The sequence below is a fragment of the Dietzia aurantiaca genome (assembly GCF_021033825.1).
Classification (GTDB): Bacteria; Actinomycetota; Actinomycetes; order Mycobacteriales; family Mycobacteriaceae; genus Dietzia; species Dietzia aurantiaca.
In genome coordinates this window covers 1-13,185 of the sequence record NZ_JAIFXZ010000025.1, presented here as the reverse complement: position 1 = coordinate 13,185, position 13,185 = coordinate 1, and the positions used below count along the sequence as shown (strand labels likewise).

The 13,185-nt window shown below is 69.2% G+C and carries 15 protein-coding genes; 4 read left to right on the top strand and 11 right to left on the bottom strand.

The annotated features are described in order from the left end of the window. Window positions 1-268 precede the first annotated feature (268 nt). Window positions 269-2,356, top strand: coding sequence for an FAD-dependent oxidoreductase (locus K3888_RS17370; protein ID WP_269075345.1), 2,088 nt, complete (start codon window positions 269-271; stop codon window positions 2,354-2,356). A 34-nt stretch (window positions 2,357-2,390) separates the two neighbouring features. Here K3888_RS17370 and K3888_RS17365 read toward each other — a convergent pair whose 3' ends face one another. Next, a complete protein-coding gene (locus K3888_RS17365) occupies window positions 2,391-3,128 on the bottom strand; it encodes an ABC transporter permease (RefSeq protein WP_230931534.1) in 738 nt (245 codons plus the stop codon). Window positions 3,129-3,189: 61 nt separating this feature from the next. Next, window positions 3,190-4,203, bottom strand: coding sequence for an ABC transporter ATP-binding protein (locus tag K3888_RS17360; RefSeq protein ID WP_230931533.1), 1,014 nt, complete (start codon window positions 4,201-4,203; stop codon window positions 3,190-3,192). Between the two features lie 93 nt (window positions 4,204-4,296). Here K3888_RS17360 and K3888_RS17355 point away from each other — a divergent pair, with 93 nt between their 5' ends. Then, window positions 4,297-4,926: a TetR/AcrR family transcriptional regulator gene (locus K3888_RS17355; protein ID WP_230931532.1), complete on the top strand. Its 630-nt coding sequence runs from the start codon at window positions 4,297-4,299 to the stop codon at window positions 4,924-4,926. 107 nt (window positions 4,927-5,033) lie between these two features. Here K3888_RS17355 and helR read toward each other — a convergent pair whose 3' ends face one another. Next, entirely contained in the window at window positions 5,034-7,256 is a 2,223-nt protein-coding gene (helR, locus tag K3888_RS17350) for an RNA polymerase recycling motor ATPase HelR (RefSeq protein ID WP_230931531.1), read from the bottom strand. Window positions 7,257-7,392: 136 nt separating this feature from the next. Here helR and K3888_RS17345 point away from each other — a divergent pair, with 136 nt between their 5' ends. Together K3888_RS17345 and K3888_RS17340 are read left to right on the top strand one after the other, a co-directional pair. Then, window positions 7,393-8,577: a methyltransferase gene (locus tag K3888_RS17345; protein WP_230931530.1), complete on the top strand. Its 1,185-nt coding sequence runs from the start codon at window positions 7,393-7,395 to the stop codon at window positions 8,575-8,577. Between the two features lie 87 nt (window positions 8,578-8,664). Further along, window positions 8,665-9,201 (top strand): hypothetical protein, encoded by a 537-nt coding sequence (locus K3888_RS17340; protein WP_230931529.1) that lies wholly within the window; start codon window positions 8,665-8,667, stop codon window positions 9,199-9,201. Between the two features lie 33 nt (window positions 9,202-9,234). Here K3888_RS17340 and K3888_RS17335 read toward each other — a convergent pair whose 3' ends face one another. The 8 genes from K3888_RS17335 to K3888_RS17300 are packed head-to-tail and all read right to left on the bottom strand — an operon-like array spanning window position 9,235 to window position 12,996. Beyond that, window positions 9,235-9,570, bottom strand: a complete 336-nt coding sequence (locus K3888_RS17335) for a transcriptional regulator (protein ID WP_230931528.1) — start codon at window positions 9,568-9,570, stop codon at window positions 9,235-9,237. Then, window positions 9,563-10,084 carry a hypothetical protein gene (locus K3888_RS17330; RefSeq protein WP_230931527.1) on the bottom strand — a complete coding sequence of 174 codons (522 nt, stop codon included), beginning with the start codon at window positions 10,082-10,084 and terminating at the stop codon, window positions 9,563-9,565. Before K3888_RS17330 ends, K3888_RS17335 begins: the two co-directional genes overlap by 8 nt. Next, window positions 10,075-10,644, bottom strand: coding sequence for an RNA polymerase sigma factor (locus K3888_RS17325; RefSeq protein ID WP_230931526.1), 570 nt, complete (start codon window positions 10,642-10,644; stop codon window positions 10,075-10,077). Before K3888_RS17325 ends, K3888_RS17330 begins: the two co-directional genes overlap by 10 nt. Next, a complete protein-coding gene (locus tag K3888_RS17320; protein WP_230931525.1) occupies window positions 10,641-11,258 on the bottom strand; it encodes a hypothetical protein in 618 nt (205 codons plus the stop codon). The genes K3888_RS17325 and K3888_RS17320 overlap by 4 nt, the downstream gene beginning before the upstream one ends. A gap of 29 nt (window positions 11,259-11,287) precedes the next feature. Continuing rightward, window positions 11,288-11,839: a DUF6286 domain-containing protein gene (locus K3888_RS17315; protein WP_230931524.1), complete on the bottom strand. Its 552-nt coding sequence runs from the start codon at window positions 11,837-11,839 to the stop codon at window positions 11,288-11,290. Then, a complete protein-coding gene (locus K3888_RS17310) occupies window positions 11,836-12,264 on the bottom strand; it encodes an Asp23/Gls24 family envelope stress response protein (protein ID WP_230931523.1) in 429 nt (142 codons plus the stop codon). Before K3888_RS17310 ends, K3888_RS17315 begins: the two co-directional genes overlap by 4 nt. Beyond that, a complete protein-coding gene (locus tag K3888_RS17305; protein ID WP_230931522.1) occupies window positions 12,261-12,443 on the bottom strand; it encodes a hypothetical protein in 183 nt (60 codons plus the stop codon). Before K3888_RS17305 ends, K3888_RS17310 begins: the two co-directional genes overlap by 4 nt. Window positions 12,444-12,477: 34 nt before the next feature. Beyond that, window positions 12,478-12,996 carry an Asp23/Gls24 family envelope stress response protein gene (locus K3888_RS17300; protein ID WP_230931521.1) on the bottom strand — a complete coding sequence of 173 codons (519 nt, stop codon included), beginning with the start codon at window positions 12,994-12,996 and terminating at the stop codon, window positions 12,478-12,480. Between the last annotated feature and the right edge of the window lie 189 nt (window positions 12,997-13,185).

The window sequence follows — 13,185 nt, the reverse complement described above, 5'->3', positions numbered from 1 at the left end:
ACCGGAGAGAACCGGTCTACGACTGGCGTCACATGGTCCTCACCAATACCGGATTGCCTCTTGCGTTCACAGTAAGTTCCCCGAGTCCCGCGGAACTCCGGGAAACGTACATGTGGTTCGGGCGGTGCGCATCCGGTCGCCGCGGTTCGGACCGGGGCGCCCCGCGGCCGAATCGGACCCTCACCGCGAACTGAAACCTGTTCTTGACACGTGTCGACCGCGGCGTAATCTCCTTAAGGTGACTACCCTCGCCACCTTCCCCCGCCTCATGTCGCCCGGCCGGATCGGCCCCATGTCGACGCCCAACCGCATCGTGCTGCCGGCCATGGACATGAACGTGTCCGAGGAGGGCGAGATCGAGCAGCGGGAGATCGACCACTACGTCGCCCGCGCGGCCGGCGGTGCGGGTCTGATCATCACGGGGGCGTGCGCGATCGCGTTCCCGGTGGGCGCGGCGTCCATGAAAGAGCCGGGGCTGTCGGATGACAAGTACATCCCGGGTCTCAAGGCGCTCGCCGACGCCGTGCATGCGGCCGGGTCGAAGCTTTGCGTGCAGTCGACCCACCACGGCAAGGTGGCGCGGGTGGACGTGGCCAACGACCGTCCCGTGATCGCGCCGAGCATGCCGGACTACGACTATGACTACTCCGCGCTCGCCGACAGCACGCCCGAGGAGCTGGGCAAGATGGGCGCGGCGACCGGTGGCAAAAAGACGGTCTACAAGGAGATGACCCACGAGGACATCGCCTGGCTCATCGAGACCTGGGCCGAGGCCGCCGACCGCATCGCCCGCGCGGGCGCGGACGCTATCGAGATCCACGTCGCGCACGGCTACATCCTGGGCGTGTTCCTCAACCGCCGCGACAACCAGCGCACCGACGAGTACGGCGGGGCGTTGGTCAATCGGGCGCGGCTGGCGTGCGAGGTCATCGAGGCTGTCAAGAAGCGCGTGGGGGACACGCTCGCGGTGATCGTGCGCGTTGCCGGGCAGGAGTACGGCCAGGAGGGCGGGCTCGAGTTGGACGAGGCAATCCTGGCCTCGCAGCTGTTCGAGCAGGCCGGCGCCGACGCGATCCACGTGACCGGCTGGGGCCGTAATCCGTTCGACAACTTCACCGATGGCCCCCTTCCCGACACCGTCGGTGCCTACCTGGACAACGCCGCCGCCATCAAGAAGGCCGTGTCGGTGCCGGTGATCGGCGTGGGACGGATGTTGCCGGAGGTGTCGGAGAAGGGAATCGACGACGACAAGATCGACTTCGCCGCCATGGGGCGGCAGTTGCTCGCCGACCCGGAGTTGCCTAACAAGCTCAAGGCCGGAACGCCCGAGCTGGTGCGTCCGTGCATCAACTGCTACCTCTGCGTAGCCGAGAACTTCTTTGACGACACCCCGTTCTGCGCCGTCAACCCGCCGCTCGGCAATGAGGGGCTGCTGCCGCTGACGCCCGCGTCCAAGCGCGAGCACGTCGTGGTGGTGGGCGCCGGACCCGCCGGACTTGAGTCGGCCGTGGTGCTGACCGAGCGCGGGCACCGCGTAACCGTGCTGGACAAGGCCGACCGGCTGGGCGGAACCATGTGGTTCTCCACGCTCACCACGCCAGCCAACGAGCCGCTGATCAGCTTCTACCAGGCCAAGATCGACCAGCTGGGCATCGACGTCCGGCTGAACATCGAGGCCACGATCGAGACCGTGCGTGCGCTCGGTGCCGATCGCGTGATCGTGGCGACCGGTGCGGTGCGGCCGGCCCCGCAGATCCCGGGCGGCAAGCTGCCGCACGTGCACACCGGCGATTCGCTGCGCGCCACGATGCTGGGTACCGCTACCGCTGACGAAGCCGGAACTTTCCTGCGGCTTGCCGGGAAGCTCGGCCGGCTGTCGGGGATCACCAAGCGGCCGTCGTGGGTCCGGCGCCTGACAAAAATCGCGCTGCCGATGGGCAAGAACGTCGTGGTGATCGGCGGCTCGCTGGTCGGCCTGGAGCTGGCTGAGTTCCTCGGCGAGCGAGGCCGGAACGTCACCTTGCTGCACGACTCACAGCAATTGGGTCTGCCGCTGGCCATGCCCCGCCGGTGGACCGCGGTGCGTCACGCCAAGCACTACGGCGTGGACATCAAGCGCAACGTGAAGGTCACTCGCATCACCGAGACGGCGGTCGAGTGGACAAACGCCAAGGGTGAGGCCAAGTCCGCCCCGGCCGACATGGTGATCTACGCCGACGGCACCACCGCGGCGGCGCCGCTGGCCGACTCTCTGCGCGCCGCCGGTATCGACTGCGAGGTCATCGGCGACGCCGGCGATGTGGGCTACATCCAAGGTGCCATCCACTCGGCGTGGAAGGTCGCGACGGTGGGCTGACCCGGCCGCGCCTAGGGATTCCGGGCGTGACCGGTCACTTCCGCCGCGCCAGCGCCAGGTAGGTGACGAGCAGGCCGAGCGCGGTCCAGAGTGCCAGGACGAGCAGGTCGCGGCCCTCTGCCGGGAAGGCGTCCGACGCGATCCCGGCCCGCATGAGATCCGCAGCCGCCTGGATGGGCAGGACACCGTGCAGTGCTTGGAACCAGCCCGGTAACTGGCCGGCCGGAAACGTGATCGGCGAGAACAGCAGGACAAAGAACACCAGCACCTGCGACAACAGCTGGGCCAGCATGGCCGGGAATGTCACCGCGATCGCGTACCCCAGAGCCGTGGCCATAGTCGTCACCAGCACCGAGGCAAGGACGAGGAGCGGCCAGTCGAAGGAGAAGGTGAGGTCGTAGCGCAGCCAGGCGACGAGGAGTCCGATCGCCACCCCGGGCAGCGCGATGAGCGTCCACACCGCCAGGTCGACCAGCAGGAGCAGCGGTCTGGATATGGGCAGGGCGCGCTGGTAGTCCAGCGCCCCGGAGGCTCTGGCGCGGGAGATGCCCTGCGGGACGATCACCAGCCCGATGGTCAGCAGCAGGATGGTCGGGGCACCGGAGGAGAGGAAGAGCGCGCTCTCGGGGGCGATGTCGGGGATCAGGAAGCCGAAACCGATGATGATCCCGGCGGCCAGCATGGCCTGGATGACTACGATCAGCGGCAGCATCGCGCCGATCGACGCCAGCGACCATCGCATGAGGGCGCCGAAGCCGGCCCACAGGCTCACCTGGACTGGAGCGATGGGCGTGACTGGCGGGGACGGCGCCGTGGTTGCGACGGCGGTAGGTTCACGCATCGGTGGCCTCCAGGCTGATGGGCTCGGGGTGATGACTATTGTCGGCGGCGGGGTCGCGCTCAGGGGCGGACTGCGCGGTGAGGGCGAGGTATGCGTCCTCGAGTGTCGCCGGCGCCAGCGAGAAACCCTCGATGCGGCCGGCGGAATTCTGGGCGGTGGCCCAGGCGACGGCGTTCGCTGCCTCGCCCGCCGCGACGGTGAGCAGGATGCGCCGACCGGTCCGGACTCGGCGGAGAACCGGCGGGCACTGACTGTCCTCGGACGGGTCTGCTCCGCCCGGCGGTAGCTGCAGCTCTATGCGCAGGTCGCTGTCCTGCGTTCCGCGCAGGCGTGCGGGAGACCCGTCGGCCGCAACTCTCCCGCGGTTGAGGATGACCAGTTCGTCCACTATTCGCTCGGCCTCAGCGACGTTGTGCGTGACGAGCAGGACCCCGCTGCCGAGGTCTCCACGGCGGCGTACCGCATCCCAGAGCAGGCGGCGTCGGGAGGCGTCGATGTCGTTGGTGGGCTCGTCCAGAATGAGAAGTGGGGTCGGCGCCACCACGGCCATGGCGAAGCCGGTCAGTCGCCTGATCCCACCGGACAGTCCGCCGCCTTCGGGCAGCGCGCGTTGGTCCAGCCACGGGCCGATGTCCAGTTCCTCGGCCAGGTCTTGTGCGGCTGTTCGGGTGTCGCGGTCCGACAGGCCCCGGAGGCGACCGGCAATCTCGATCGCCGCCCGTGGAGTGAGGCCGTCGATCGGGGCCTGCGCCTGCGGCTGCAGTGCAACGTGTCGGCGCGCGGCCGCCGGGTTGCGTACGGCGTCCGTATTGCCGAGGTGAATCTCGCCCGCGTCGGGTTTAAGCAGGCCCACGATCTGCGAGACCAGAGTTGTCTTGCCGGCACCGTTATGGCCGAGGAGCCCCACGACCTCCCCGGGCTGGACGCGGAGAGAGATGTCGTCGTTCGCCATGACCTGCCCGTAGCGGCGGGTGAGGTGGGTGATGCGTAGAACGTCGGTGCTCATTGCGAACTCCTCAAATACCATCGGTATGTGAATACTGACGGTATGTGGATACCGCGAGTACGTCAAGGGGCGCAATCGACTTACCATCGAGGAATGACACAGCGTCCCGAACCGCTTTCGCGCCGAGAGAGACAGCAGCAGACTCGCGACGCGCTGATCTCCGCGGCACGAGAGGTGTTCGCCGAGGACGGGTACCACTCGGCCAGCGTGGATCGGATCGCACGCGAAGCCGGCTTTTCCAAGGGCGCGGTCTACTCGAACTTCGAAGACAAGCCCTCACTGTTCCTGGCAGTCATGGATCAGAACCTGGAGCTTGCGGAGGTCGACCTGCGAGACCCCTTCGAGCAGGCCTGCAACCCGGCCTCGACCGGCAAGGATCTGGCGCAGCGAGAGGGATACCCGCCCAGTGCCACACAGGGTTTTGCACTGGCGACGCTGGAGTTCATCGCCAGCGCGGCCCGGGATGAGAAAGTCGCGCCCCAATTGCATAAGCGCCTCGCGGACGTCCTCGGCCACTACAACGAGATCGCCAGGACGGCCCGGGCGGACGACGAGACGCTCCCCGCCTCGGCAGTGGGGACGCTGCTGGCTGCGCTGGACCAGGGGGCCGGTCTGATTCTCCTGGCCGCAGACGTCCTACCTGATCCCGAAGTCTTTCGCGCCGGAATGCTCCGCTTGGTCGATCCGGCCCGGGCGCTGGAAGAAAGGCAACCCAAGGCCTGATCCCGTCAGTCGGGGTAGGTCGGGTCCCGCTTGTCGAAGAAGACGGCGGCGCCCTCGGTCAGGTCGCGGCGCCATCGTGGCGTCGTCGCGGTCGCGCACAGTGGTGCTCAGGTCGTGGAACGATCTGCACGCTCTGAATTCAGCACCACCAGTTGCTGCGTCGCTCGGGTCATCGCGACGTAGCGGTCGACCGCGCCGGTGACCCCCGAACCGAGGGATTCTGGATCGACGAGCACCACCAGGTCGAACTCGAGGCCCTTGGCGTCCGCAGGGCTCAACGAGCGGACTCGGTCCGAGGCCGGGATGTCGGGGAGCGCGGCGCCGGGAGCGCTGATCACGCAGGCGACCCCCTCCGAGTGCTCGGCGAGCCAGTCTGCGATGACAACCGAGAGGTCGTCGATCCGCCCGCACTCGACCGGCACACCACTGCTGCGCACCGATTCGGGAACGTTGGCGTCGGGCCGAACGGATCGGATCACGGGTGCGGCCGCGTCCATGACCTCCGACGGCGTCCGGTAATTGATGCTGAGCCCCACCTGCGAGACGCGTCCAGGGGACAGGCCGACCCGATGGAGTCGCTCGGCCCACGATTCGTCGAAGTTCCGGCGGGACTGCGCACGGTCGCCGACCACCGTCAGACTCCCAGAGGGGCATCGGCGTAGGAGCATCAGCCACTGCGCGTCCGTGAGTTCCTGGGCCTCGTCCACGATGATGTGCCCGAACGTCCCTGTAAGACGAGGGCCGGCGACCGCAGGGTCGTCCTCCGTAGACGGGTCCAGCAGAGCCTCTTGCAGATCCCGGTGCCGGAGCATGGGAGCGACGCCCTCGGGATCGTCGTTCGCGGCGATCACCTCGTCGATGACCATCCGGCGTCTTTCGAGCTCCGCAGCACGCTCGGCCTTCCGGCGCTGAGCAAGCCTGGCATGTTCGGGATCGCCCAGCCGGAGCCGGGCCGCGTCGAGCAGGGGCAGGTCCGCGCTGGTCCACGCCTGCGGACCGGGGCGCTGCAGGAGCCGGATCTGCTCGGTGCTGAGCCACGGCGCGCAGAGCCGCAGATAGGCCGGCACCGTCCACAGGTCGCCCACCAACTCCTCGGGCCGGAGCATCGGCCACGCGCGGTACAGCGTGCGGCGCAGCTCAGGATCGGTGAGCAACTCGGCCCTGAGGTGATCGGTAGGGACCTCGTCGCCCGCCTTCTCGAGCAGGACCTCCACCAACGTCTCGCGGATCTGCGTGTGCGCCTCGTTGTGGGGTGTGCCGTCCTCGACAGCCGCGAACGCCTCGGCCCAGTCGGCTCGCGTGATTCGCAGGTCCACCCACTCGGTCTGCACCAGCATCGACTCCTCGGGCGGCTGCTCGTAGAACCGCACGCCTGCCTCAATCGCCTCGACCATCTCGACCGTCGACTTGAGGCGGGCCACCTCCGAGTCCGTCTCGTCGGCGAGATCAGCGAGTCCGCCGAGTCCAATGCCGTCGAGCCCGGCCGCGGCGAGGTCGGCGACCGTCGCGGTCTGCACGCTGTGCTCGCCGAGTGCCGGAAGCACGTCGGCCACGTAGTCGAGGTACGGCCGGTGCGGACCGACCAGCAGCAGGTTGCCGCGACTGAGCCCGGACCGCGACTGCTCGTGCAGCAGGTACGCCGCGCGATGCAGCGCCACCACGGTCTTGCCCGTGCCGGGCCCGCCCTCCACCACGAGCGCACCCCGCGCGCCGGCCCGGATGATCGCATCCTGATCCGACCGGATCGTGGAGAGGACGTCGCGCATCCGGCCGGTGCGCGCCCCGGACAGGCTCGCCACGAACGCAGATTGATCGTCGAGGCTGGTGCGGGCGGCCACCTCGTCGTCGTCGCACAGGACCTCGTCCCAATAATCCACGATGCGCCCGCCCGACCACCGGTACCGACGTCGATACGTCACGCCGCGTGGATCGGCGAGCGTCGCGGCGAAGAACGGCTCGGCGGCCGGGGTGCGCCAATCCACCAGAAGGGGAGTGCCGGCGGCGTCGAGCAGGCCGATGCGGCCCACGTACACGCGCTCGCCGCCGGCGGTCGCGAAGTGCCCGATGCACACGTCCAACCCGAAGCGGCGCAGCGTGGTGAGTACGGCGACCAGGCGGCGGATGTCGGCGTCGCGATCGATGGTCTGCGCGCCGCGTCCGGCCGGATCGCGACGACGCCTGTCCAGGCGGGCGGAGAGCGCGGAGACCTTGTCCGCGAGGGCGTGGGAGATCGCGGCGAAGTGGTGGTCGTCGGCGCCAATCAGATCCGGGTCGGTCTTGTGGGCGAGGTGGTCCGGAAGGGCGAAGGCGGAGGCGTTCTGGCAGGGCATCGCGCTAGTGTGCGCCCCCACCCCGGCCTTGCCGCAAGCCCCCCTACCAGCTATAACTTGAAGGTGGAAGCAAGTTTTTGGCCGCGATCTACGAGGATGCCGACATCTGCTGTGTACACGCGTGCCTGAGCGCCTCATGACGGCCATCACCTGGAGCGTGGGCGGAACGCGGCGCCGCGCGGGCTGGCGTCCGGAGAACGGCGCCAAGCCGCCGCGGGACATTGTGGTGATCGACGACGACATCGCCGCGGACAGCGCTCTCCGGATGGCGCGGGCAGGCACCGGGTTGCTCTGGAGAGGCGACTTCCACAATGCCCGGCAACTGATGCGTGCCCTTGATCGGCGGCTGGAGAAGCAGGCCTCCCGTAAGGCGTCGAAGTCGTCGAAAACACCGAAGTCGTCTCGTGGCGTCGAGACCGGCGACCTCTTCCACGCGAATCGGCTGGCGCGATCCCAGCGGGCGGCCGTCCTGGGGAAGATCCTCATCGAACTCGAGCCCGACTACGCGATCGGGTTGCGTCGAGCGCCCGACGTGCGAGAGGCCTGCGCGCACGCATACGGGACGCCGGCCAGCGAAGGCCCGGGGGAGTCGACGCTCGTCTCGCTACCGGAGCTCCTCGGGGTGATCAGCGCATTCGAGTGGCACCGCAAGGGCATCGAGGTGGCCGCCCTGCGCGAGCGCATTCATCCCGCCTACGGCGTCTTTGCCCCCACCCGTGACGAGTACATCGACCTGGTCGCCGACGCGGCGTGGCCAGAGGGCGTCGACCGGCCGCTGGCCTTTGACCTCGGCACGGGGACGGGAGTTCTCGCGGTCCTGCTGGCCCGGCGCGGAGCCGGGGACGTGGTGGCGACCGACATCAACCCGCGCGCGGTGCGGTGCGCGAAGGACAATGCGGACCGACTCGGAGTCGCGGACCGGGTGCGGGTGGAGGAGGCGGATCTGTGGCCCGCCGCCCCGGAGCGTGCTGACGTCGTGGTGTGCAATCCGCCCTGGATTCCGGGCCGTCCAACGTCGGCGCTGGAGCAGGGTATCTATGACCCGAAGTCCGACGTGCTGCACCGCTATCTCGGTGAGCTGGCCCAGCATCTGACGCCGCAGGGTGAGGGATGGCTGATCCTGTCTGACCTCGCCGAGCTACTGGGGTTGCGCACCCGCGAGGAGTTCCTCCAGCGCATCGCGGACGCTGGGCTGACCGTCGTCTGCACGCACGAGACGACGCCGCGGCATTCGCGTGCGAGCGACGATGCCGATCCGCTCCATGCCGCCCGGGCGCGCGAGCGGACCATGCTGTGGCGGCTAGCCGCGCGGACGTTATAGGTCGCGCACTCTGTCGATATCGCGAGCCACTCGCCAACGACAGCCCGGGGGCGTTCTGTTCGAGCGACGGGTCTCTATAGTTTGGACATGGCCGCCGATGACGACTACCTGCTGAAGTCCCCGGACTCCGGGCGAATGGGTAAAGCCGCGGAACTCCTCGTTGCCGCCACCTGCATTCTGCAATCCCGCGCGAAGCTCAACGTGTCCACGTCGATCATCGACGATGAGGGTGTTGACCTGGTCTTTCACCTCCGTGAGTTCACGGCGACCCTCGCAGTCCAGGTCAAAGCCCGGATGTCAGACGGCCTGGTGATGCAGAGGGGCCGCTTCCAGGCGATCGTCCGGAATTCGTCCTTCTACCCCCGCGCCGACCTGGACATGCTGTTCGTCTATGTCGATGTGTCCCGCGGGTCGATTGCTCAGTCGTGGCTGGTGCCCAGCCCGGCGTTCGAGGAGAACACCACCGTGAACGCCAGAGGCCGTCGCGTATTCTCGGCCTCGATGTCCGCGACGAGCGGCGACAAATGGTCGGCGTTCAGGGTTCCGGAAGGGCAGCTCGCTTCCGCGGTGGTGCAGCGCTTAGCGTCGAGCAGTCGGCTCGCACCGACGAGAGACGGCGTATAGCCACCCGGTCCAAAGCGGGAAATCCCGGGCACTCTATCGTTGGAGCGACTGAACCCGTACGGACACCTCAGACTCATCGTCCAGCGCCCGGCGCAACTCGAGCTGGATGTCCCGCACCGCCTCGCGGACCGGCCGCGACCGGTCGAGACACACCTCCACCAGGGCGGTGCCCTCGGAAGTGTCGATGTGCAGCCCGAAGTGGGCGGTTCGTGCACTACTGCGGCGGACGCGGGCGTCGATCGTGCGCAGTGCCGTGCCGAGCCCCGGCTCGATCGCGTGGACGCCCGGGACGGACGTCACCACCGCGAGCAGGTCGGCGGCTGTCGGAGTGGCAGGGGCAGCCTCGGCGGTCTTCTGTGGCTCAGTCATGGAGATCCTCGATGTGCACATCAACGGTCAGGCCGCCCAGGTCGAGCTCCCGGACGCACTCGGAGACGACGGACGCACGGACATCGTCGGCCAGTGCCCGCAGGTCGCGACTCGCGGCGGACAACGACACCCGGCACCGCACCCGCTCGGGCAGTCCGCGGGCGCCCCACTCCGGAGTATCGGCGAAGTCCACGGCGGTGCGTAGGCTCATCGCGCCCGGAACGGCGTCCACGGCGTCGCGGATCAGCGTCCGCAGGGCCTGCTCGCTGAGCGAGTACGGGCCCGCCTCGGTGGGCGGCATCTGGACCCGGGCACCGTGCCGGGCATCGGCGTGCACCACCTCGGACAGCGCCGCCCGCACGCGGGAGGACACCTGCACGGAGTCGTCGCCCCGCGCCTCGGCCTCGTCCCAGTCCCGGTGCAACGCCTGAATCCGGTCGAGGTACTCGCGGGTGGCTTCGGACTCGTCGGGCACACCGGCCGCGGGGGAGTCACGCATGGTGTTCACCGCCATTCCTTCATTCGGTCTATCACGTGCGTACGGGCCCGGGAGATCCGCCCGCGCGCCGTGGACTCGGTGACGTCCAGCGCGTGCGCCACCTCCCGGTAGGACATTCCGTCGATCTCCCGCAACGTCCAGCAGGAGCGCAGATCGGGTTCCATCGTGGCGAGCACCCGCGCGAGCGCCTGCAGTTGAAGGTTGACCTCCGAGCGCCGGGCGGGATCGGCGGCCGGAGCGCTGTCCGGGTGCCACTGGAGGTTGTCGGGGGAGTGCGCGTCGGTCGCCCGGCGAGCATTCCGGCGGGCGATGTCGGTGGCCCGGCGGGAGCAGATCTGGGAAAGCCAGGCCCGCACCGCGTCCGGATCGGAGAGCAGGTGCAGCCGCTCCCACGCCGCGATCAGGGTCTCCTGCACCACGTCCTCGCTGTCCTGCCGATCCCCGAGCACCAGGTAGGCGATCCGGAACAGCCGGCCCTGGTGTCGGTCGATCAGCCGGTCGAAGGCAGCGGCGTCGCCGTCTTGGGCGCGCAGCACAAGGACCCGATCGGTGGGGCCGCCCGGCTCGGGGTTCATTCCTTCTCGCCGCCCACGGCCACCCGATCGGTGCGGGCGGAGTTCTTGGCGGCACGCAGGCTCACCAGCACGTCCACCGAGCGGGGCTCGGCGCCGAGCGAGAGGCGCAGGTCCTCGAACAGCCGGTTGCGGACCTGCTCGAGGGTCCAGGCAATCTCCGCGGACTCGGCCACGGTCACCTCCGCCACCACTCCGGCCCTGGTTGCCGACCCGGTGGCCCGCACCGAGGCGCTGTCCACGCCCTGCACATCCTCGACGCGCTCGACCAGTGCGCGTTCGAGAACCTGCGGCTCGAGCGTCGCCAGGACGGCCCCCTCGGCGTCGTGCAGCCGAAGTACGGCGTGCGCGGGGGCGGTCGGGATCTGGGTGATGAGCAGCGCGAGCCCGGCGAGAACGGCGATCACGCTCACCACGATGCCGACCGGCAACGCCCAGCCCGCGTCTTCGAGCAGGGAGGCGGGGGTCGACGCCCCGTCGGGGACTAGTGGGTCGAGTGTCCCTCCGGCGGGCGCCAGGTCGAAGGCGGCGGCCGCGAGCCACGCCGCAGCCACCAGGGCGAGCACGCCCAGAACGAGCAGGACGACACGGTTACGAGGTCCGGATTGACTGCGCATGTGACTCTCCTTCCTCAGCGATCGGATTCTCAGCGGCGACGTGCACGGACTCGGGTGGCCTTGGGATCGCCGGGGCGAAGCTCCCCGAGGGCGCGGTCCACCGCGGCGGTGGCCGCCGAGACGACCGGAGCGGAGTCGTCGACCACGGTCACCACGTCCACGTCGATCCGTCGACGTCGCGGTGTGATGCGCGCGCTGTGCACGCCGTCGACGTTCTCCGCCGCCGACTGCAGATGCCGGGCCAGGTCCCGGCGACTCAGCGCAGTATCGCCGGGCAGGTCGTCACCCAGGACCAGCAGTCGCGACACCCGTCCCGGCCAGGCTGCCAGCAGCACCAGCGCGAGGCCGAGCACGGCCAGCGCTCCCGCAGCGGCCTGTGCCGCGATGGACTCCAGCGTGGTCCACGCCAGTGCGTCGACCTGGTTCGCGGCGGCCACCGGCCACTGGCCCTCCACCACGTAGGTGCCCAGCAGCCACAGTCCGAGCCCGCCGAACACCAGCAGGATCACCCCGGCGATGCCGGTCGGGATGGCCCGGGCGGGCCGGCGCACCAGCCCGACCCCTGCCTGACGTGCGCTCACAGCAGCGCTCCTCTCGTGTTCCCGGCGGGATTGAGCCAGGAGATCTCCAGATCGAGCCGGCCCACCTGCAGCCCGGTGAGCATCTCGACGCGCTCGCGCACCCGGGCTCGCAGGCCCGCGCAGGCGGCGGCCAGGTCTACCGGGAACGCGACGCCCACGTCGAGGCGCAGCACTGCGACCGCGCCGTAGAGATCGCATTCGGCGGAGGGGCGGGAGGCGAAGTCGCGGCGGGCGCGTACGCCCAGGACCCCACCGGCGGCACCCCCGATCCGCGGGTGCTCGGAGGCCACCTGCTCGGCTATCCGGGCCACCACCGCCGCGGGAACGGTGGTGACACCGCGCTCCTCAATAGGTGTAGGGGCGACGGGTGTAGAGGCGGCGGCGCTCGACGGCGCCGGCACCGTATCGGTGGAGGAACCGCTCATCGCCGGTCGCCCCACCGGTCGGTGACGCCCTTGATCTCGAGCCGCCCGTCCATGGCGAGCCCCACGGCCAACCCGATCGCGCCGAACAGCAGCACGACCAGGAACTGGCCGATCGACCCGAACGCCGCCACGGCGCCCAGGAACAGGCCCACCAGCAGGGTGAGATGCGTGATCTTCATGACTCTCCTCGCTCGCCTCGTCGGCGCAGGCCGATCAGTTCAGTTCGGGGTTGCGGGACGTGGTGCCGGAGCGGGAGGCGTTGTCGTCGTCGTCCTCGGGAAGGTGCACGTCCACCACGTTGACGTTGACCTCCACCACCTCGAGCCCCGCGGTGCCCTCGACCTGCTCGATCACGTTGCGGCGGATCGCATTGCCCACCTCCACGATCGATACGCCGTACTCCACCACCACGGTCACGTCGATCGCGGCCTGCGTCTCACCCTTGGACACGCTGATCCCGCCGGTGACGTTGGTCTGCGCGTTGGGGATGCGGTCGGCCACCGCCGAGAAGGCACGCCGCGCGGCGTTGCCCATGTCGTAGACGCCGGGCACCTCGCGGGCGGCCATGCCGGCGATCTTGGCCACCACGGCGTCGTCCAGCGTGGTGACGCCGCGGGTGGTCTGCAGCGGACCGCGGGGCACGAACTCCTCCGTGGTGTCCTCGGCCTTGTCGGTCTCGGCCACCTCGGTGCGCGCCTTCTCACGACCGGTCTGCGGGACTGCATTCGACATGGTTTCCTCCTGGGCCCGGGCCGGCGACGCGCCGGCCTGTGATGAACACGTACACCACTAAGACGTCGCGAGTCACCGGTTCGTCACACCCGATCCCGAACTTTTTTCGCTTCGCTCGGTGTCAACCTCTTTTGAACTTTTGTTAGTTCTACGCGGCGAGTAGTTGTTCGACTGTGCTCGTTGCGGCGG